The organism is Acetobacterium sp. K1/6 (assembly GCF_034438075.1).
Lineage (GTDB): Bacteria > Bacillota > Clostridia > Eubacteriales > Eubacteriaceae > Acetobacterium > Acetobacterium carbinolicum.
This window is the reverse complement of record NZ_JAXQGA010000020.1, coordinates 33,375-54,850: the sequence shown is the minus strand read 5'-3', so window position 1 is coordinate 54,850 and position 21,476 is coordinate 33,375. Positions and strand designations below refer to the sequence as shown.

Below are 21,476 nucleotides of genomic sequence, written 5' to 3'. Positions count from 1 at the left end.
GATACTATTCTATTCCTAATTCTGCTTTAAGCTTGGCCAGTTCATCATCAACCGCCGCCGTTTTTTCCAATGCTTCAAACTCATCTTCAAGACTACTATCTTCTCCGGCCATTTCCGTAAACGCCTGGGCTTCTGCTTCTTTAGCATTTACTTTCTGTTCCATTTTGTCCAGTTTCGTAAATGCACTTTTACTGTCCGTACTGTTTAAAGAGGTGCTGACACTTTTTTGAGCATCAGCCATTTTTGAACGGGCAATCAACATGTTCTGTTTCATCCGGGCTTCTTCGAGCTTTGATTTTAACTGGCGGACCTGATCTTTTAATTGGCCGACTTGCAAACTCATTGAATCATAAGCGGCCTGAAACTGAACAAGATCACCATCAACACTTGTTTTTTGTTCCAGCGCTTTTTTTGCTAATGCTTCATTGCCAGCTAATAATGCCGTTTTCGCTTTTTTACTCCAGTCTTCTGAAGCAGCTTTTGCGGATTCAAGCTGTTTTAATGCCTGTTTTTCGCTGCCCATGGCGGCACCCAATGCCTGGGTTGCACTGTTAACCTGCGCTTCCATGTCAATGATAATCTGTTTCACCATTTTTTCCGGATCTTCCGCTTTGTCCAGTATGTCATTAACATTCGCCTTTAACAAGTCACTGAGACGTTCAAAAATTGCCATTTTTTCCTCCTGTTATTTGTTTTTTTATTTCAGGGCAGTAACTGCCGGGCTATTTGATTATTTTCGGTTATTCCCGGGGACTTATCAAATCGCCTTTTTCTGTATGCTAATTTTACCAAATCCGAGAAAATAAGTCTATTTCTTTTTTAATTTAAAACAACCGTTTATAGCACTTAACTTGCCTGCAAGTTATCTATTGTCATGCAATTAGCTCATCATGACAATTCTTATCCCAATTGTTAAAAAAGACGAATGAAAGTATCCTTTTCGGGTATTCAATTCTTAACAACGCTCGATTTAAAAAATCTATTTACATAACCGGATTCACCATTGATTATTTTGGCAAAAGCGGTTATCCTGTAAAAAAGTATTAACTGCGTAACGCAATCATTTTATTTTATCAGACTAGAATAATTTTTAACACAAAAGGGGTCATGAATATGAAAAGCATTCGAACAAAACTGATGGTTTATTTTTCCGGACTGATTCTGGTTGTCTGTGCAATCTTTACCTTTGTCTCCATTAATGCATTAACCAATGCTGTGGTAACTGAAGCCGAGAAATCGCTAAAAACCCAGGCTCAAAATTCAGCTGAAATTATTAGCAGCCGCAACGAACAGAATTATATTTATCTTGAAGGAATTGCCTCCCGGGATAAAATTTTTGCCAGTACTATTCCAATTGATGAAAAAATGACGATGCTAAAAAATGACGTCAACAGTTCTAACCGTTTCCTTCGCATTGGTGTTTCCGATCTCAATGGAAACCTTTACCTGTCCGACAGTTACGGTGATCGTGGCCAAATTGTGGATATCACCAAACGGGATTATTTTCATCTTTCAGCCGCCGGAGAAAGAGGTACCATGAATCCGATTATCAGCGTTAATCCTGATGATAACGGGGCGCTGATCATGGCCTACTCCGTACCGATTTTTGAAAATGGTGCGGTCACCGGGGTTCTGGTGGCGGTGGCCAATGCCTGGTTTTTAAATGACATTACCGACACGATGACCTTTGGCGAGACCGGCTATACCTATATTGTAGATTCTACCGGCACAGCTATCTCTCATCCTGACCGGGATAATGTCGTTAATCAGATGAATCCCATTAACCTGGCAGAAACAGATGCCAGGTATAAAACATTCGGGGCTGCCATAGGAACCGGCCTGGAACAAGATACCATCGCTACGACCTATACACTTGACAATCAGGAGTATTACATGGCTTCTTCGCAGGTAGAAGGCATGGATTGGACGGTGGTTCTGGTTATAGAATCAGATGAGGTTCTGGCCGCTCTACCTGGCGCCATCTTTAGCAGTATCCTTATTTCTATTGTTGTTTTAGCCATCAGTCTTGTTTTCTGCTACTTTATTGCCAAACGAATTACCGACCCCATAAAAAAAGTCAACCATATGATTAAAGAAATGGGACTGGGTCATTTAAGCGATCGTCTCAATATGGAACCGAATGATGAAATCGGAGAAATGGCCATCGCGATGGATAATTTTGCCGATGTCCTTCAAACTGATGTCATTGCAGTAATGAACCAGATTTCAGATGGCGATGTTTCGGCCACGATTGAAATCGGTGATGATCAGGATGAAATTAAGCCAGCTCTTAAAAAAACCATCGAATCGATCCGAGGCTTGATTGCCGAAGCCACCATGCTAGCCCAGGCCGGCGTTGCCGGTGAACTCTCCACCCGGGGCGATGCACAAGCGTTCAAAGGCGGATTTAAAGATATTGTTGTTGGCGTGAATCACACCCTCGACGCTGTAGTCGGTCCACTTAACGTAGCTGCCGATTATGTTTCTCGTATTGGCAAAGGTCAAATTCCGGAAAAAATCACTGCCACCTACAATGGTGATTTTAATACCTTAAAGAACAACATCAATGCCTGTATTAACGGTCTGGGGGCTTTGCAGGAAGGTAGCCGTGTGCTTAAAAAAATGAGCCTTAATGATTATTCCGAAAAAATGAATGCCGATCATTTGGGGATTTACGGCAATATTGCAGAATCAGTCAATGATGTTCACACTCGCTTAACCCGCATTGTTGAAATCTCAACCCATATCGCCAACGGCGATATGGTCGACCTGGAAGTACTGACCAAAATTGGCAAACGCAGCGATAACGATACCCTGATTCCTGCTCTGGTAGGCATGATTCAAAACATCATTAATCTGGTGGATGAAACTGAAAAAATGGCCCGCATCGCCATTGAGGGAAATTTAAGCAATCGTGGTGATGTCTCCGGCTTCCCTGGAGAATACGGAAAAATTGTCACGGGCTTTAATCAAACGCTGGACGCAGTCATTGCTCCCATTGAAGAAGCTTCGGCAATCCTGACCCAATTGTCTCAGGGAAATTTACGTAGCAAAATGGAAGGTAACTACCACGGTGATCATGCCCAGATAAAAGATGCCTTAAACCAAACCATCAGTTTCCTGAGTCAATACGTAGGCGAGATCACCAGTACGCTTGAAGAAATGGGTCGAAGTAATCTAAGTCAGGAAATCACCACCGACTATCTGGGCGATTTTCAGGCCATCAAGACTGCTCTTAACGACATTAACACCAACCTTAGCCATACCATGACTGAGATTAATGTGGCCGCCGGTCAGGTTGAGGTCGGTGCTCAACAGATTTCCGATGGTGGTCAGGCGTTAGCCCAAGGCACCACTGAACAGGCTAGCGCGATCGAGGAACTGACCGCCTCGATCGAAGAAGTCGCCGGTGAAACGAAAAAGAATGCCATGCGCGCCAATGAAGCCAATACGCGGACCATTGAGGTCCGTACCAATGCCGAAGTTGGCAATACTCAAATGACAAAAATGATCACCGCCATGAGTGATATCAATACATCTTCCAATGATATTTCCAGAATCATCAAGGTGATAGACGACATTGCCTTCCAGACAAATATTTTGGCCCTTAATGCCGCCGTTGAGGCCGCCCGGGCCGGACAACATGGCAAAGGATTTGCTGTGGTCGCTGAAGAAGTAAGAAGTTTAGCTGCCAGAAGTGCCGAAGCCGCCAAGGAGACTACCGGCCTTATTGAAGGTTCCATCGAGAATGTCGGTATGGGAACAAAAATTGTCGATGAAACGGCACTTAGTCTCAAAGAAATTCTTAATCAGATTGAGAAAGTGACTGGCCTCGTTGCTGATATTGCCCAGGCATCCAATGAACAGGCCTCGGAAATCGCCCAGATCACCTTGGGTATTGAACAGGTTTCTCAAGTGGTTCAGACCAATTCAGCCACTGCCGAGCAAAGTGCCGCCGCCAGTGAAGAACTTTCTGGTCAAGCCGAAATGCTAAAAGCAATGGTGGGCGCCTTTAAGGTAAAAGGTGTAACCCAACGCGCGATTAGCACCGCCACTGTTTCACAACCGCAAACCCAGGAAACTCAACCACCTGCTGAGCCACGTATTCTTCTTGATGAAACGGATAAGTACTAAGTATCACAGTTAGTTACTACCGTTGCTTGTTACCACAGACGCTCCACAAAATCACCTCAATTCATCCCCCGATAAAAGCCCTCTGGTTTATGCGCTGATGCAAACCAGGGGGCTTTAAACAGTCCGAAATTTTTAAATAATTGTTATTTGATTTTTCTGTTATTACGTATTTTATTGGGGTAAATAGTTTGCCAAAGAGGAATTTATTCTATTTCAAGGGGGAATTAAAAATGCGCTGGATCTTAAACATGAAAATCGGAGTGAAACTGATGTTAAGTTTCATTATTATCGCCCTGATCACCGGGGTAGTTGGCGTTGTTGGCGTTATGAATTTACAGGATCTTCAAAACTCCAATCGTATACTCTACGAAAAGATGACGGTACCAATTGCCGATGTTGGTCAGATTTCCACCTCCTACCAGCGAATGCGGGTTATCGTCCGGGATATGATCATTGAAAACAGCCCCGAATTGATCCAGTCCAATGCCGATAAGGTCATCATCCGCAATGGCGAAATCGATGAGGCAGCAGCGGCTTTCGAGAAAACAATCGTCGATCCGGAGATGCAAGCGGTCTTTGACGATCTGGTTGAATCCCGCAAGGTTCTGGCTCAGGAATTTGAAAAGGTAAAAGCGCTGGCTATCCAGAATCGGGATGCCGAAGCTTTCGCACTGATGGCCGATACCGGTTCCTATGAAATTGCCGCTTCGGTGGTGATGGATACCATTAATCAACTGGTACCGATGAAATTAGAAGAAGCACAGAAAACCGAAGAAATCGATATGGCTACGGCAGACACGGCCACGACCACCATGATTATTGTAACCCTGGCAGCCTTCGGTGTTGCGATCATCTTCGGGTTGGTCCTCCGTTCAATGATCAGCAAACCCCTGCAACAGGCCAACCACATGATCAAGGAAATGAGTCTGGGACATTTCAGCCTCCGTCTCAATATGAAACGGAAGGATGAAATCGGCGAGATGGCCGAGTCCATGGACGACTTCTCCGATGAGATCCAAAATGTCATCATTGGGACTATGAACCAGATTTCAAGGGGTGATGTGAGCACCGATATGGAACCAAAGGATACTCAAGATGAACTTGCTCCCGCCCTTAAACTCACCATCGAAACCATTCGCGACCTGATTCGTGAAGCAACCATGCTGGCGCAGTCGGCCATTGAAGGAAAATGGGATACCCGTGGTAACTCAGCAGCCTTCCAGGGCGGTTTTAAGGAAATTGTTGAAGGTGTTAACGGCACCCTGGATACCGTTGTTGATAAGATGGTCTGGTATGAAGCCATTATCGATGCAGTACCATTCCCCCTCCATGTCACCGACAACGATATGAAGTGGACCTTTATGAATAAACCCTTTGAAGATCTGATGATTGCCAACGGGGTTATCAAAGATCGCACCTCGGCCTGTGGCATGGACTGCTACAATGCCAATGCTGATATTTGCCGAACCGAAGGCTGCGGTATCCGACGTCTGGTCGATCAGGGCTTAAACGACAGCTATTTTGAATGGGTCGGTCGAAGCAATAAACAAGATACCGCCTACCTAAAAAATAAAAAAGGCGAAAATATTGGCTTCGTTGAAGTTGTCACGGACCTAACACCGATTATCCGGGTCAGCGATTATACCAAGGCCGAAGTTTCCCGTCTGGGGAACAACCTGATTCGTCTCTCAGCGGGTGATTTAGACTTTGATTTAAATATTGGTGAACCTGATGAATATACAACTGAAGTCAGTGCTCAATTCCACGGAATTGTCAGCACCTTAGGCGATGTTAAAAATTCAGTTGATAATCTGATTAGTGATGCGACCATGCTGGCCGAGGCCGGTATTGATGGCCGCTTGGATACCCGTGCCGATGCCAGCCGTCACCAGGGAAATTTTGCCCAAATAGTGGATGGTGTTAATGCGACCTTGGATGCCGTTGTCAAACCAGTTCAGGAAGCTTCGGAAACCTTAAAAGAACTGGCGGAGGGCAATCTTAACACCAGTATGACAGGGAGCTACAACGGTGATTATACCCTTATTAAAGACAATATGAACCAGACAATCGCCTTCTTAAAACGATATGTCGATGAAATCACCCATACCCTTGAAGAAATGGGACGGGGTAATCTCGATCAACAGATCACAACCGATTATCTGGGCGATTTCCAGGCTATTAAAACAGCTCTTAATGATATTACCGGCAACCTCAGCAATACCATGACCGAAATCAATATGGCCGCTGGCCAGGTGGATATGGGTGCCAAACAGATCTCTGACGGCGGACAGGCCTTATCCCAGGGCACCACTGAACAGGCCAGCGCTATCCAGGAATTGACCGCTTCCATTGAAGAAGTGGCTGCCGAAACCAAACGTAACGCCATGAATGCTAACGAAGCCAATGAATTGGCTGTTAATGTTCGCTCCAACGCCGAAAAAGGCAATCGTCAAATGACCACCATGATTGGCGCCATGGGCGATATCAACGACTCCTCAAATAATATTTCTAAAATTATCAAGGTCATTGATGATATCGCCTTCCAAACCAATATTCTGGCCCTCAACGCCGCTGTTGAAGCTGCCCGAGCTGGTCAGCATGGCAAGGGTTTTGCCGTGGTCGCTGAGGAAGTAAGAACCCTGGCCGCCAGAAGTGCAGAAGCTGCCAAAGAAACCACCGGTTTAATTGAAGGCTCCATTGACAAGGTTAGTGTTGGCACAAAAATAGCTGATGATACCGCCGAGAGCTTAAAAGAGATTTTAAATCAAATTGATAAGGTCGCCGGTTTAGTCGGCACCATCGCCCAGGCTTCCAATGATCAGGCTTCAGAAATCGCCCAGATCACTCAGGGCATTGAGCAGGTATCCCAGGTTGTTCAAACGAATTCAGCCACCGCCGAAGAAAGTGCCGCTGCCAGCGAAGAACTTTCCGGCCAGGCAGAAATGTTAAAACACATGGTGGATGCTTTTAAACTAAAATCAAAGCACTCGTCAGAGCAAACACCAGCGACACAACCCATTAAAAAAGTTGAGAAACCGCTGCCTGAACCAAGCATCATACTGGATGATATGGACAAGTATTAGTCGTATATTTTTGAGGCCCGGATTCCTGATCCCGGCCTCTTTTTTATCGATCTAATTATTTATTTTTTAGTGATCACCGTATAATTTTCTAAACTCGTTGACATCCGGTTGTCGTCTTGATTATAATGAAGTCTACTTAAATGGTTATTCTAAAAGCAAGGAAGGAGCACTATGAAAAAACTAAGGCATTTTATTATACTTATTTTTATTTTTACTGGCATCTGGCTTATTTTTAATGAAAGTCTGGCCTTTCCTCAAATCCTGATCGGCCTTTTTTTTTCAATTGTTTCGGTTTTATTCACCAATCGCTATCTGCTGGAGAATGATTATATCGAGGCTTATTCAATTAAACCCGCTGTACTCTTTCATTACACTACGTATTTATTCATCCAAATATATCGATCCGGCTTTTCCGCTATTTTAAAAATCATAAGAGGTCAGGATGCTGTTAAAATTATTGAATATGAAACATGTATCCGTGATGACCTGGCTATTTGCTTATTAGCCAATGCCATCACCCTGACTCCCGGAACGGTGACAATCGGAAAGAATGGCCGACTGCTTCAAATTTTGGCTTTTCAGGATGAAAATACCTTCACGGATATCACTGAAGGTAAAACCTGTTCCCCCTACGAAATGATCTTAAGGAGTTTGGAATCATGACCTTTTTAGAAGCCACCCTATTTGTCATTGCCATCTATATTGCCCTAGTTCTTGTTCGGGTTATTCTAGGACCTACCATTTGGGATCGCCTTTTGGGCCTGAATGCCATTTCAGCAAAAATCATTATGTCGATCATTATTCTATCCCTTATTACCAATCAGCCCTACTTGCTTGATGTCGCACTGGTTTATGCCCTACTTGGCTTTATCGGCACAGTACTCATTGCCCGATTTATCGAAAAAAAGGAGACCTCTCATGATTGATTTATTCGCCTATCTACTCATGATTATCGCCCTTCTTTTTATGGCTTTTGGCGTCATCGGTCTGTTTCGGTTTAAGGATTTTTATTCGCGAATCCTTATTTCATCTAAAATCGAAACCGTTGGCTTTCTGACTGCCATGATTGCTTTTACCATTTTATCCGGGATCAGTTTTGCTGCCATGAAAATACTGCTGATAACGTTGCTGGTGATGATCACAAACCCATTATCCACCCACGCCATTGCCCGATCGGCTTTTTTAAGTGGTTATACCATTGATCAGGAGACCGGGCCATGACCGAAAACATCTTTCTCATCGCTTTGGTTATTATGGCAATTATCGCCCTCAACACAAAAAAACTAAGACGGGCCGTTGTCTATTTGGGCGTTTTTTCGCTAATCAGTTCCTTTGTCTATCTGCTTTACGGTGCTCCGGATGTGGCCATTGCTGAAGCGATCATTGGCAGCACGATTACCACGGTTTTATATCTGGTAGCGCTGAGAAAATATAAAGTCTTTTCCATTTATTACACAAATGACTCACATTTCCAGGATATTCGACTGGTAAAAAGCAAATCCCCATTTTTATATAATCTGGAGACCTTTTTAATTAAACGGGAAATGGAACCGCAGATTATTTATTCCCGCGAACCCATTGAAACCATCCTCGCCCAGGAAAAGTTTGACCTGGCCATTCATCACACCGACGACGATATTTGGATTTATGGCTGTGCCGAAGATTACCAGATCGATGCATTGGAAGACTATTTACTATCAAACCATGGCGACTTAAATATACACTTGACTCGTTGTGAGGAAGGAGCCGATAATGAATCGTAGAATTATCACAATGATCTTTACCCTATCGCTTACCGTACTGATTCTTTATCTTAATTTTGATGCACCTTTGATCGCTGAGCCACTCGTGGCAGATTTTTATATTGAACATTTTAACACGGACACCCATGCCCAAAATGCTGTCGCCGCAATCTACCTCAATTACCGGGTATTTGACAGTATTTTTGAAACCCTGATTCTTTTAGTCAGTGTTTCGGCTGTCATTACTCTTTCCTGGAGGCGAACCGATGACTGACCATTCTGAAATTATTTCTCGTATGACCGGGCTTTTATATCCCTTTATTTTGTTATTTGGATTTTACATTATTTTAAACGGTCATGCCAGTCCCGGCGGGGGATTTCAGGGCGGAGCTGTATTAGCCGCGGTTTTTATCAGTCGTTATCTGGTAGAACCGGATCGGTGTATCCGACTTAAAACTCTAAAAACCGCAGAAAAGACGCTTTTTGTTTGTATTATTCTGTACCCGGTTCTTTTTCTATTTCCAACGACCTCCAACCATTCGGAATTCATGAATCTGTGTTATCTTATCGTCATGAATTTTCTAATCGGTTTGAAGGTCTGCAGCGGCTTTACGATTGTTTTTTTCAGATTTGCCTTTTATGAAGGGGGTATTTAATGATTACCATTAACGGAGAATCGATTAGTATTATCCTTTTTTTTGTCGGTGTTTATGGCCTGATTGCCAGAAGAAACATCATCAAATCGATTATGTCCATCAGTATCATGCAAGTCGCCATTATTTTATACTTTATTACAACCAATATTGCCCCAGGAAGCGCCCCCCCGATTGGCGATGTTGCCCAGACCCTCCAGGTCGCAGATCCGCTCCCTCAGGCATTGATGATTACCGATATTGTCATTGGTATTGGTGTTACCGCTGCTGGTTTAACGATGTTTATTCATCTTTATCATCGTTACGGGTCCAGCAACTGGCAAAAAATTATGAAAAAAAGGACCCCCCATGATTAATTTACACTGGATTATTTTGTTACCGATTATTTTTGGAACTGTTGTTAAGTTGATTCCCCTTAAAGCAGCAAAAAAATTGATGATTTTATTTCAGGCCGTCTTGCTGGTTTTGGTCTTCGTGATTTTTATTGAGGTTCGCAAAAATGGTACCATCCTTGAAAACATTGGTGGCTGGCCGGATACGATTAGCATCACCCTAAGAGCTGATCTTCTGGCCTCAACCATGGCTCTTTTAACCTGTTTATTGTTTTTCGCGATGGTAACCTTTGTTCAAAAAAAGCAGTATGCCGATCACCTGTTTTTCTTTCTTTTTCTGAGTCTTGAGAGCTTAATTATCGGTATTTTTATTTCGAACGATTTGTTTAATATTTTTGTTCTCATTGAAGCTGCCACCCTGATCATTACCATTCTGATTATGTATAAAAAGACCAACCTTTCTATTTATGATGGAATGATGTATTTTTTGATTAACGTTGTAGCGATGTCATTTTTTTTGATGGGTTTGGGGATGCTATACAAAAAAATTGGTGTTCTTGACTTCTACGCGCTCGAAACCGCTCTAAGCCAGGTTAAGGACCCCGATAGTATGATTCTCCCATATGCCTTTATGATTACCGCAGTTAGCTTAAAAGCCGCTTTAATGCCCCTTTTTAGCTGGCTGCCAAAGGCCCATGGCACACCCAGTGCGCCATCTGAGGTTTCTGCTATTCTATCCGGATTATATGTTAAAACGGGGGTCTACCTATTTATCCGCCTGCAGTTAGCCTTTTCACCGCTGATTGACACCTCTGAACTTTTTATGGTGCTTGGATTTATTACTGCTATTGTCGGTTTTGTGTTAGCCTTTGCTCAAACCGATATTAAACTGCTCCTGGCTTATTCAACCGTTTCCCAAATTGGCTTGATCATGGTCGGTATCAACATGGGTAGTCCCCAAGCCTATTGGGGTGGTCTCTATCATATTATGAATCATGCTGTTTTCAAATCTACTCTTTTTTTAACCGCCGGGATGATTATTACCGAATATAAAACCAGAAATTTAGATGAGATTAAAGGGGTGTTTAATCACATGCCGGCAGTCGGAATGGCGACTGTCATTTCAATTTTAGGTATCGTTGGGGCCCCACTTTTTAACGGTAGTATTTCTAAATACTTGATCTCCGAGGGTTCCTCCGGTTCCTGGATCGAATATGGCCTGATTTTTATTAACCTGGGAACCATTATTGTCTTTATCAAATATGGCCAGCTTCTTTTCGGTGAGTCGGGCAAAAAAGAAACCGCCAACTCCGATATTTTGGAGAAGGCAGTGGTTTTAGGTTTAAGTATGCTTTGTTTTTTCGGCGGAATTTTTGGTAGTGAACTAATTTCGATTCTCTTTGAGGTCAACTTCCCGGTGGAAATCTTATCCCATGGGGTAAAGCTGCTCTTGTTCGTGGGTTCCTTATTCCTGGGACTAGTTATTTACTATGGCTTATTCAAGAAAAAAAATTATCTGGCCGTTCTTAACGCCATTGAGTTGGGTTTTAATGAAATTTGCCTCTCGATTACACTATTTTTTGCTTTCATGGTTATTTATTTAAAAATAACACTTTAATGATATTTTGAAGTAACAACCTGAATTAAAGAGGTGATCTCATAGCCCAAAGCCAGCTGACTCCCTAACAACTCAATGGTCATAGGTCCCTGATGCTCGGCCGAGATAATTTTTATCAACGCGCCCTTAATAAACCCCATACTATAAAGACGCTTGTGTAAGGCTTCGTCCACACTTAAATCCTTCACAATCACTGTACTTCCTATTTTACACATGGATAATGGCATAATTCTCTCCTCATTTTTATTTGCTTAGTTAATTCGCTTTGAGAGTGGCTGTGTTTCTTGATGAGATCACCTAAAACTAAAACAATATGCCCATCTAGCATCTGGGGTGATTCTTTTACTATTTCCAAGAAGGCAAATTCATAACTCAAGGCCTCACGATAATTACGCTTGCTGGTCATCGCATCAAAAACGTCGGCAACTCCGACAATACGCTCGTGTCGATGGATCTCGTCCCCTGTCAAGTGATTGGGATAGCCACTGCCATCAAGCCGTTCGTGATGATTATGAACAATTTGAACACTTGACACGGGCAACCATTTTTGCTTTTTGAGCACCTGAAACCCAATTTCCGAGTGCGTTTTGATAACATCAAATTCAACTTCACTGAGTTTACAGGGCTTGTCCAGGATTTCTCTGGGAATAAAGAGCTTGCCAATATCATGAAGGATTGCCCCCAGCCCAATTTCTGTGATCTCCGATTGGCGCAAACCCAACTCTTTAGCAATACCCATGGCCAGCAAAGCGCATCGGATGGAATGTCCCGGCAGACAATTACTGAGACAGTTTGCGTTTCGATACTTTTTCAGATCATCAAATGATGCCTCATTGAGTTTTTTTATCAACTGTTTCAGATAGGTCCGGAATTTTACAGTAAAGATTTCCTGATTTCCTACTACATAATATCGCTGATACACTTCGTTTAAATATTTCGAAAAATCACAGATCTCTCGGGATGCCTTTTTTTCTGTCATCTAACTATCCTTTCCTCGCGACGGACCTTATTTAAATTGAGCGCTGGTAACTCGGTTCTTACCATTTCTTTTTGAACAGTATAGAAGTTCATCGGTCCGATCAACCAACATGGTTTGTTCACCCCGACTCAATGCTACCGTTGAATGACAAACCCCAGCTGAGAGAGTTACTCGCATTTTTTGATGATCAAATTCAAAAGGGTACTTTGCAACAGAAGTACAAATCCGTTCGGCAATTTTCTGTCCAAAAGGTTCCCCGGTTCCCGGTAGCAACACCGCAAACTCTTCTCCGCCATATCGGGCCCCAATATCTGAGGTACGAAGCTGTTTTTTTATAATTTGTGAAACCTCCCGGATCACATAATCACCGGAAAGATGGCCATAGACGTCATTGACTACCTTGAAATCATCAATGTCAAAGAGAATCAGAGTAACTGGCGCATGTTTTTCGGCAATGACTTCAAGGGACTGATAAAAGACCTGATCCTTTTGTATCTTCTCCATCAATAACTCCCATTACTTCCATTTATCAGATTAACGAATTGCAAATTAAAAACTTCTGTTAGACAGTGCAAACTTTTATTTTTTAGTATACCACTTCGTTTTTCTTTTATCAAGTGGTTTTATCGCGACCATCTGCATGAAATCGGTTCTGATTATTTTCTAACTGCGATTATTTTAAATTTAATGTTATATTTTGCTGAATTTTGTCGATATAGTTTATAGAAGCGAGAAAATAATTTAGAAACGATTATTTAATATCTATTAAGGAGGATGTTATGAATGCAAATGCAATTGATGCGAACAAAACTCTGAATCAAGCAGTTCAGACAAAAGGCGTCACCCAAAATGCTGACATCAAAGTTGAGCCCGAGGCTGCCGATAAAGTCCAACCCGTTGTACAAAAACTCGACTCCATAGAACTTGGCACTGCTACTTCTGAAGACATTGGAACCTACACGGTCGACCGTAAAAAGATAGACGCAATCAAGCAGGATTTTGCCCGAAATACCGAATCTTTCAAGAAAATGGTTGAAGCCATGATTGAAAAACAGGGTAAGAAAGTGAGTCAGGTTCTTAAAGATCTGGCCGACGGAAAAGAAGTTAACATCATTGTCGATTCAAAAACTCAAGCGGCTGCCCAGGAAGCGATTTCTGAAGATGGCTATTATGGGGTAAACAAAACATCAGAACGGATTATTGATTTTGCTAAAGCGCTCTCCGGTGGTGATAAAAGCAAACTTGAAACCCTCAGAAATGCCTTTAAAGAAGGCTTTGAAAGTGCTAAAAAAGCCTTTGGCGGTGAACTTCCAGAAATCTCCCAACAAACCTATGATAAGGTTATGCAGGGATTTGATGATTGGGCTAAAGAAGAATAACAAACTTCTTCGTAAAGAAGTTTGTACTCTCTTCGCGTGCGAAGATCTTACCACCAAAAAAGACAAGGAAAAATTTCCTTGTCTTTTTTGGTTTGATTCTTTTGTATTTAAGCTTATTATTTTAATTTAAACCGCGTGATCATTTCCTTGAGTAACTGCGATTGACTGGATAACTCTTCACTGGCTGCCGCAGATTGCTCAGCGGTTGCTGTATTTCCCTGGACAACCTGAGAGACCTGGTCGACCCCCAGATTAATCTGGGTGATATTGGTAGCCTGATCATTGGAGGCTTCGGCAATTTCCTGAACCAGTTCCGCGGCCTTGGTAATTTCTGCTACAATTTCTTCTAATGCGTTGGCTGTTTCATCAGCAATGGCGGTACCATCTTCGGTTTTTCTGACTGATCCTTCGATCAGAGCGGTCGTTTCCTTGGCGGCTTCTGCACTTCTGGCGGCCAACGAACGAACTTCTTCCGCGACTACAGCAAAGCCCTTGCCGTGCTGCCCGGCTCGGGCGGCTTCTACAGCAGCGTTTAGCGACAGAATATTGGTCTGGAAAGCAATATCATCGATGACCTTGATGATTTTTGAAATATTGCCGGACGCCTGGTTGATTTCATCCATCGATGCCTGGAGCTGGCGCATGCTGTCATTGCCTTTTTGGGCTTTTTCCTGGGCGGTGGTCGAAAGCATATTGGCTTCGCTGGCCCGCTTGGCATTGTCTTTTGTTTTATCCGCTATTTCATCAATGGACGAGCTCAATTGCTGGATAGCGGCGGCCTGTTCGGTCGAACCCTGGGCCAACACCTGACTGCTATCCGATACCTGAGCTGCCCCGGCAGAGACCTGATCGGCCGCTTCATTCATGTCGTTTAAGATCCCGTTAAAGGATGCGATGATATGGTTAAGGGCCGTTTTAATCGGTTCAAAATCACCCTTATAGTCCCCGGTAGTACTGACGACCATATTGGAATTGGCCATCTGGTCCAGAATATCAGACACTTCATCAACAATCCCCTGTAAAAAGTCCAGGGTACTGTTGAGGGAATCTTTAAGGGCTGAATGCTCACCCTGATATTCCCCTGCCATTCGCAGTTTCAGGCTGCCGTTGGCCACTTCTTCGAGCACCGTGTTGGCTTCCTGTATTGGTGCTACCATGGCATCGAGAGTGGCATTGACACCAGCGACAATCCGGGCATATTCGCCGCTATGTTTAAAGGTATCGGCCCGGGCATTGAGATCGCCTGCCACAGCAGATTCAACCAGACTGTTGGTGTCACCAACTAACATCTTGATACTGTCAAAGGTTTTATTAACCGAATCTTTAATAACCGCATATTCCCCTGTATAATTGCCTGCCATACCCTGGTCAAGATTACCCCTGGCCATTTCCTCAAGGACCCCGGAGGCTTCCTGAATCGGCTTAGCCATGGCGTCCAGGGTGGCGTTAACCCCGGAAATGATTTTCGCATATTCACCCTGATGTTTGGTGGTATCGGCCCGGGTTTCTAACTCTCCGGCGACAGCAGCTGCTACTAGAGAATTAGTATCACTGACCAGCATTTTGATACTCTCAAAGGTTTTGTTAACAGAGACTTTAATCAGCGCATGTTCGCCCTTATAGTCGCCCTGCATGTCTTGTGTGAGATCCCCTCTGGCCATCGCTTCCAGAACGCTGGAGGCTTCTTTAATCGGTTCAACCACCGCATCCAGAGTCTGATTGACCCCGGCAATCACCTTCTGATAATCGCCATTGTACTTTGACGCATCGGCCCGTTCATCCAGCCGGCCAGCAACTGCTGCACTAACTAACATACTGGTATCGGTGATCAGGGTTTTGATGGCATCCTGGGTATCCTGTAAGGCTGGTCCGACCTGATCATTGTCACCGACCATAATAATTTCATCATCCAGATTCCCCCGGGAAATATGTTCCAGTTTATTAATCAGATTTTCCGTTACATTCTGCTGCATGGTTGTCACAGCCTTTAGCATCGTACCGATTTCATCCTGTCGATTGAGATATTTACCAGCATTGGATTGTTCATTATGTCGAAAATCAAAGCCCGCCAGGCGGTTTAATTCCTCAGTGGTTGCCATAATTGGCTTGGCAATGGTGCCACTGATTAGGAATACGGCAAATGCTGCAACAATAATTGCTAACAGGATCACGGTTATGACGGTAGTTCTGACTTCAGCCACCTGGGCATCCACCTCAACCTGATCCATAGCTACTGACAGTATCCAGGGGCTTCCTTCGACTGGGGCAAAACCAATCAGCATGTCCTTCCCGTCAAGGCTGTAGTCACCATAGCCCGGTTCACGGGTTAACATGTCACTGCGTACCAGCTCAGCCAACTGGGCATAATCGGGATTTTCTACATCAGCCTCGGCAAAGTTAAACTGCTGCTTGACCAACTCCAGATCCGCATTTCCCACTGCAATCCCATCGTTATTAATCAATGAGCCAAAACCGGTTTCTCCGTAGGTTACCTCACCGACAATGCTGCTTAAGGTTCTTCCTTCCTTTGCTCCAAAAAGAACTCCAATAATTTCGCCATTTCGACGGATCGGCGCTGCAACAATCAGAATTGGTTCCCCGTCAACCCGACTAAGGACAATATCCGATACCGTTGGAACGCCGGCCACTGCCCCGATAAAATAGCTTCGGTCGGCGACGTTAATCACATTTCTAGTGGTACTCTGCGTAATACCGTTTCCTGTCAAATCGGCGATGGCAAAAGAATCATACCCCGTTCTTGCGGCCTCAGCCTCGAAAAAAGCATCCCGCTGTTCCTGAGGCACTGCTGGATCCAGAATCATCGAATTTTGAGCCAGAGTCTCTACATAATTCAGTTGATTATTGATTCTGGCTTCAATATACCGGGCCTGAACCTGTGCCATGCTTCGTAATTGTTCATGGGCATCCTCCTCCAGAACGCTGGTAAACTGACCAACGACAATCACCCCCAAAATACCTGTGACTGCCAAAATGAGTGCGGTGAACAACATGATAAGACGTAACCTGATTGATTTCATACTCTCCCCTTCCTTTTCTTTATTGTTTGGCTTCTCAAAAGTATTGAATTTCACTCTACCAGAATTCAATCTACGCGAATTCATACGTATTCAAGAAGCAGTTTTAAAGTATTCTTACATTAAAGATTAATGATACTTATATACCATTTCCAACCGTGTGTAAACGTTTTTTTACAAAGTTTTTACCCAACTTAATTTTTTGCAACTCGTTTATTATAATGCTTAAAACACCCAAAAGCAATGGCGAAACAGCAAAAAGACAGGTGTTCACCTGCCTTTTTGCTGTTTCGCCCTGGTTTCCTAGGTTTTTTAATGAGACAAAAATAGTATTTTGTTCGTTTTATATAATTTTGATCGTGCCTTCTGTGTTCTTCTCTCCTATCTGGGTCATTTCAATTATTTAGTCGGTTGCATTCAGAAATTGACCATGTTATACTAAAAATAAGAATCATTTTAAATAACAGGAGAGAAAGATGAATGAATTAAGTAAACTAAATGATGTCGAACTAAAGAATAAATTGGCCAGTTTGAAAGAAGACTTGGAAGACGTTGAAAATGAACGCAGCTTTATTTTTAAGCAATCCGGCATGCATGTCTCAAGCGGGAAGATCGTTGCCCAAATGGAAGAATTTGATGCAGAAATAAAAAAACTCAACAAATCTATCACTGAATGTGATGAAGAGATTAACGGTCGCAATCGTTAAAGATGGGCAAGGGGTATTTACCCCTTGTTTTATTTACGCTGTCGTTCTACTTCTCCCCAGATTCCCGTTTTCTCCAATTAATAGGTCGTTTTATGTTTTTAATGCAAAAAAAGCCAAAAGAATCAATCCTCTGGCTTTTTTTATCCGTTTTAACGCTTAGTCTTCTTTTCCGGCGGCTTCAATTTTCTTTTGTGTTTCAATGATACGCACAATGGTTTCCTCATCCAGATCATTAAAATCAATATAATCTCCGGTAATGATGTAAAAAACTGTTTCAAAAATATTGGTGGCATGATCACCAATACGCTCAAGATAAGATCCAACAAAAATGAATACCGAACCTTGATGGATATTTTTAGTATTATCAATCATATAAGCCAAACAGTCATGATGAATCTGCATATTCAAGGCATCAATCTCATCCTCCAGATCAACGACTTCCCGGAGTCGACTGATATCTTCATGCACAAAAGCTTGAATTGCAAGCTTTAATAATGTTTGTGCCAGATCACAGGTACGAGGGATGTCCACCAATCGTTTCATATAAACAGTATCTGATAATTCCATCACCCGTTTGGAAATATTGACTGTCATATCAGCAATTCGTTCCAGATTGGTAATAATTTTCAAGGTTGACGCCAGTCGTCTTAAATCGGTGGCAACCGGTCCTTGGGTGGCAATCACCTGACTTACAATCAGTTGAAGCTCAATTTCTTTGGCATCTACTAAATCATCCCGTTCAATCACTGATCTGGCCAACTCACAGTCCTGAGATTTTAATGCCTGGACTGAATCAGCTAACATTTTTTCTGTCATCGCTGACATCATCAAAATCTCGTCTTTGATCATTCTTAATTCTTCGTTATACTCTATTCGCATGATTTATTCTCCTTATCAACCGAAGCGACCTGTAATGTAATCCTCTGTCCGTTTGTCATTGGGATTTGTGAAAATAATCGGTGTTTCATTAAATTCAATCACCTCTCCCATTAAAAAGAAAGCTGTTTTATCTGAAATCCGGCCCGCCTGCTGCATGGAATGAGTAACGATAATAATGGTATAGTCTTTCTTTAAACTCGACATCAAGTCTTCAATCTTGGCCGTCGCAATGGGATCAAGCGCCGAGGTTGGTTCATCCATTAAAATCACTTCCGGATTCATGGCAATGGTTCTGGCAATACATAAACGTTGCTGCTGACCACCTGACATGCCAAGTGCCGATTTATTTAATCGATCCTTAACCTCGTCCCAGAGAGCCGCTTTCATCAAGCTCTCCTTTACGATTGCGTCCAATTTCGATTTGTCCTTCATACCCTGACATTTGGGTCCATAGGCGATATTTTCATAAATACTCATGGGAAAGGGATTCGGACTCTGAAAGACCATCCCCACCCGGGTTCTTAAGTTTATGACATCAATATCACCATTAATATCTTTTTCATCAAAGAGAATTTCCCCCTTGATTTTTACCGAGTCGATTAAATCATTCATCCGATTCAGGCAACGTAAGAAGGTGGATTTTCCACAGCCGGATGGTCCAATAAATGCGGTAACTTCATTTTCGCGAATTTCCATATTGATTGATTTAAGCGCTTGAAAATCGCCATAATACAAATCAAGATTTTTCGCGTTAAACTTTATATTTCTATCCATATTACTCCTCATTTTTTATTAAAGACATCCAACTTGTCAGAGGTGATACGGGACAAGATGTTCAGTACAATAACAATTACAATTATGACAATGCCGACTGCACAAGCCAGCTCAATATTGCCTTCTTCTTTGGCCACGTAATAGGCCTGTACGGTTAGGGTGCTCCCTGGTGAAAATAGCGTACCCGGGATTTGAGCAACCGTCCCTGCAGTTAATAGTAGTGCCGCAGACTCACCAACCACCCGGCCAATACTGAGTAGCACCGCTGTGGCAATACCAGGTACCGCACAGGGTAGTACGACTTTAAAAATGGTTTGAAGCTTAGTGGCACCAAGTGCCAGAGATCCTTCTCTAAAAGCCATGGGGACCGTTTTTAAAGCTTCTTCTGTACTCCGAATAATAACCGGCAAAAGAATGACCGCAACCGTCAGACTCCCGGAAATCAGTGAGATCTGAAAATTCAGAGCGACTACAAAGAAAGCCATCCCAAACAGACCAAAAATAATCGAAGGAATACCCGCCAGAGATTCGGCAGCAAATCGAATGATATTAACCAGTTTCCCTGGTTTTGCATATTCAGTCAAATAAATCGCTCCAAAGATACCCACTGGCAGTGCCACAAGCAAGGAGAGCAAGACCATGTATAGTGTTGTGATAATATTTGATTTGATTCCGCCACCCGGCTGGACGATTTTTATTTTCAGTTCACCGGATTCAGTCGCGATGGTTTTGGCGACCTCTTCTAGCGATAAATCAGTAAAATCTTTTCCATTAATACTCTGTAACATATAGTCGGGGCCAATTTTTATTTCTGCTCCAGTTGAATCGATAGCACTTTGTAATGGTGAGTCCTTTTCGAGATAGGTAACAACAATCTGTTCGCGCTCGGTACTATGGTTTTTATAAGCGACCTTAGAAATAGCTGCCCCAATGTTCTCGACGTAGATTGGTCCCTCTAATGCGGTCTCATATCGGTTATCCAATGAATTTATATCATTAAGCTTTTCTTCATCAATGCTTAAAGGTACGTCCTTGGCCTCAGTAAAGGCATAACCTACTTTTTCATTGAAATCCCGGGTTAAAAAATCCCAATTAACCAACCCGATTCCTTGAACAAAAATAAAGCCAATAATAAAAAGCAACACACTTAATGTAATTCCGGTTGCCAGATAAATAATACCTTTAACAAATAGGTCTTTTATGCTTCTGCTCATTTAACTGCCCACCTTTGCCTTAACCAATTTATTAACAATCAGATTAATCAACATGATGAAAATAAATAGCACCACACCGGTTGAATATAACAGCTCCTGATGGACACCGGAGGCGTAACCCATTTCCAGCGCAATATTAGTGGTCAGCGGACGAACCTGATCAAACAGACTAGTGGGTATACCGGCAATGGGGTTACCACAAACCAGCATAACCGCCATCGTTTCACCAATGGCCCGGCCAATACCAAGAATAACACCAGTCATAATCCCAGAACGTGCTGCCGGTAACACCACCTTAAAGATGGTTTGTATTTTCGATGCACCCAACGCATAGGAGCCTTCTCGATATGCCTTTGGAACCACACTGATGGACGTTTCTGAAATGCTGACGACGGTTGGTAGAATCATAATTGCCAGAACCAGAATGGTCGACAACAATGACTCCCCTTGAGCCATAGGCGATATTTTCAGCACATAAGGAACAATGATTCCTAATCCAAAAACCCCATATAGAACGGAAGGTATCCCTGCCAATAATTCCACCGCAAAACGAATGATTTTGCCTACCCGTGATCCGGCCATTTCTGAAATAAAGACTGCTGTGAGAATCGCGATTGGCACTCCGATCAGAATCGCGCCTAATGTTGCAAAAACAGATCCCACAATCATGTAAAAGATCCCATACATATTCGAACCCGGTCGCCATTCAACACCGGATAAAAAATTCCAAAGCGGATAACTGTTGGAAATAAAAGGTTTTAGTCCGTTGTAAAAAACGAAGGCAGTGATCGCCAAAACACTGACGACAGCGACAAAAGCACAGACAAGAAAAAAGCCTTCAATTATTTTCTCTTGTTGCTTCTTACGTTTAATTGCTTGCAAAATAAACGCTCCTTTTCTAACCCATGCAGGTTACTTGATGTCATGGGATTATTTTAATGAAGAGA

The 21,476-nt window shown here is 42.9% G+C and carries 21 protein-coding genes; 12 read left to right on the top strand and 9 right to left on the bottom strand.

What is annotated here, in order from left to right; translation table 11 throughout:
- Nucleotides 1–4 precede the first annotated feature (4 nt).
- On the bottom strand, nt 5–673 hold the full coding sequence (locus U2P91_RS14910; RefSeq protein ID WP_111887490.1) for a PspA/IM30 family protein: 669 nt from the start codon (nt 671–673) through the stop codon (nt 5–7).
- A gap of 440 nt (nt 674–1,113) precedes the next feature.
- On the opposite strand from U2P91_RS14910, the gene U2P91_RS14905 reads away from it, so the two are divergent.
- The 10 genes from U2P91_RS14905 (at nt 1,114) to U2P91_RS14860 (ending at nt 11,562) form a co-directional block, all read left to right on the top strand.
- The gene (locus tag U2P91_RS14905) at nt 1,114–4,134 is read left to right on the top strand and encodes a methyl-accepting chemotaxis protein (protein WP_322519927.1); all 3,021 of its coding nucleotides are present in this window, start codon (nt 1,114–1,116) and stop codon (nt 4,132–4,134) included.
- Between the two features lie 230 nt (nt 4,135–4,364).
- The gene (locus U2P91_RS14900) at nt 4,365–7,217 is read left to right on the top strand and encodes a methyl-accepting chemotaxis protein (RefSeq protein WP_322519926.1); all 2,853 of its coding nucleotides are present in this window, start codon (nt 4,365–4,367) and stop codon (nt 7,215–7,217) included.
- Between the two features lie 171 nt (nt 7,218–7,388).
- Nucleotides 7,389–7,880: a Na+/H+ antiporter subunit E gene (locus tag U2P91_RS14895; RefSeq protein WP_322519925.1), complete on the top strand. Its 492-nt coding sequence runs from the start codon at nt 7,389–7,391 to the stop codon at nt 7,878–7,880.
- Nucleotides 7,877–8,143: a monovalent cation/H+ antiporter complex subunit F gene (locus tag U2P91_RS14890; protein ID WP_111887493.1), complete on the top strand. Its 267-nt coding sequence runs from the start codon at nt 7,877–7,879 to the stop codon at nt 8,141–8,143. The genes U2P91_RS14895 and U2P91_RS14890 overlap by 4 nt, the downstream gene beginning before the upstream one ends.
- Nucleotides 8,136–8,438: a monovalent cation/H(+) antiporter subunit G gene (mnhG, locus tag U2P91_RS14885; RefSeq protein ID WP_322519924.1), complete on the top strand. Its 303-nt coding sequence runs from the start codon at nt 8,136–8,138 to the stop codon at nt 8,436–8,438. The genes U2P91_RS14890 and mnhG overlap by 8 nt, the downstream gene beginning before the upstream one ends.
- Nucleotides 8,435–8,980 carry a DUF4040 domain-containing protein gene (locus U2P91_RS14880; protein WP_322519923.1) on the top strand — a complete coding sequence of 182 codons (546 nt, stop codon included), beginning with the start codon at nt 8,435–8,437 and terminating at the stop codon, nt 8,978–8,980. Before mnhG ends, U2P91_RS14880 begins: the two co-directional genes overlap by 4 nt.
- On the top strand, nt 8,970–9,233 hold the full coding sequence (locus U2P91_RS14875) for a hypothetical protein (protein WP_111887496.1): 264 nt from the start codon (nt 8,970–8,972) through the stop codon (nt 9,231–9,233). The genes U2P91_RS14880 and U2P91_RS14875 overlap by 11 nt, the downstream gene beginning before the upstream one ends.
- A complete protein-coding gene (locus U2P91_RS14870) occupies nt 9,226–9,615 on the top strand; it encodes an MnhB domain-containing protein (RefSeq protein ID WP_322519922.1) in 390 nt (129 codons plus the stop codon). The genes U2P91_RS14875 and U2P91_RS14870 overlap by 8 nt, the downstream gene beginning before the upstream one ends.
- Entirely contained in the window at nt 9,615–9,968 is a 354-nt protein-coding gene (locus tag U2P91_RS14865; RefSeq protein WP_322519921.1) for a cation:proton antiporter subunit C, read from the top strand. The genes U2P91_RS14870 and U2P91_RS14865 overlap by 1 nt, the downstream gene beginning before the upstream one ends.
- The gene (locus tag U2P91_RS14860) at nt 9,961–11,562 is read left to right on the top strand and encodes a complex I subunit 5 family protein (protein WP_322519920.1); all 1,602 of its coding nucleotides are present in this window, start codon (nt 9,961–9,963) and stop codon (nt 11,560–11,562) included. The genes U2P91_RS14865 and U2P91_RS14860 overlap by 8 nt, the downstream gene beginning before the upstream one ends.
- Here the strand turns inward: U2P91_RS14860 and U2P91_RS14855 are convergent.
- Genes U2P91_RS14855 through U2P91_RS14845 form a run of 3 tightly spaced genes read right to left on the bottom strand, consistent with a single transcriptional unit; the run spans nt 11,559 to nt 13,045 of the window.
- On the bottom strand, nt 11,559–11,789 hold the full coding sequence (locus U2P91_RS14855; protein WP_322519919.1) for a FeoA family protein: 231 nt from the start codon (nt 11,787–11,789) through the stop codon (nt 11,559–11,561). The genes U2P91_RS14860 and U2P91_RS14855 overlap by 4 nt on opposite strands.
- The gene (locus tag U2P91_RS14850; RefSeq protein WP_322519918.1) at nt 11,765–12,541 is read right to left on the bottom strand and encodes an HD-GYP domain-containing protein; all 777 of its coding nucleotides are present in this window, start codon (nt 12,539–12,541) and stop codon (nt 11,765–11,767) included. Before U2P91_RS14850 ends, U2P91_RS14855 begins: the two co-directional genes overlap by 25 nt.
- A 27-nt stretch (nt 12,542–12,568) precedes the next feature.
- Entirely contained in the window at nt 12,569–13,045 is a 477-nt protein-coding gene (locus U2P91_RS14845; protein WP_322519917.1) for a GGDEF domain-containing protein, read from the bottom strand.
- 275 nt (nt 13,046–13,320) lie between these two features.
- Here U2P91_RS14845 and U2P91_RS14840 point away from each other — a divergent pair, with 275 nt between their 5' ends.
- Nucleotides 13,321–13,920 carry a hypothetical protein gene (locus tag U2P91_RS14840; protein WP_322519916.1) on the top strand — a complete coding sequence of 200 codons (600 nt, stop codon included), beginning with the start codon at nt 13,321–13,323 and terminating at the stop codon, nt 13,918–13,920.
- Between the two features lie 116 nt (nt 13,921–14,036).
- Here U2P91_RS14840 and U2P91_RS14835 read toward each other — a convergent pair whose 3' ends face one another.
- Nucleotides 14,037–16,958 (bottom strand): methyl-accepting chemotaxis protein, encoded by a 2,922-nt coding sequence (locus tag U2P91_RS14835; protein WP_322519915.1) that lies wholly within the window; start codon nt 16,956–16,958, stop codon nt 14,037–14,039.
- A gap of 473 nt (nt 16,959–17,431) precedes the next feature.
- On the opposite strand from U2P91_RS14835, the gene U2P91_RS14830 reads away from it, so the two are divergent.
- On the top strand, nt 17,432–17,662 hold the full coding sequence (locus tag U2P91_RS14830; RefSeq protein WP_322519914.1) for a hypothetical protein: 231 nt from the start codon (nt 17,432–17,434) through the stop codon (nt 17,660–17,662).
- Between the two features lie 156 nt (nt 17,663–17,818).
- Here U2P91_RS14830 and phoU read toward each other — a convergent pair whose 3' ends face one another.
- From phoU to pstC, 4 genes are read right to left on the bottom strand one after another with little or no spacing between them, the layout of a single operon-like run.
- Nucleotides 17,819–18,541 carry a phosphate signaling complex protein PhoU gene (gene phoU, locus U2P91_RS14825; RefSeq protein WP_111887510.1) on the bottom strand — a complete coding sequence of 241 codons (723 nt, stop codon included), beginning with the start codon at nt 18,539–18,541 and terminating at the stop codon, nt 17,819–17,821.
- 15 nt (nt 18,542–18,556) lie between these two features.
- On the bottom strand, nt 18,557–19,315 hold the full coding sequence (gene pstB / locus U2P91_RS14820) for a phosphate ABC transporter ATP-binding protein PstB (RefSeq protein WP_111887511.1): 759 nt from the start codon (nt 19,313–19,315) through the stop codon (nt 18,557–18,559).
- An 8-nt stretch (nt 19,316–19,323) separates the two neighbouring features.
- Entirely contained in the window at nt 19,324–20,529 is a 1,206-nt protein-coding gene (gene pstA / locus U2P91_RS17985; RefSeq protein WP_414733652.1) for a phosphate ABC transporter permease PstA, read from the bottom strand.
- Nucleotides 20,530–21,411, bottom strand: a complete 882-nt coding sequence (pstC, locus tag U2P91_RS14810) for a phosphate ABC transporter permease subunit PstC (RefSeq protein WP_322519913.1) — start codon at nt 21,409–21,411, stop codon at nt 20,530–20,532.
- Nucleotides 21,412–21,476: the final 65 nt, after the last annotated feature.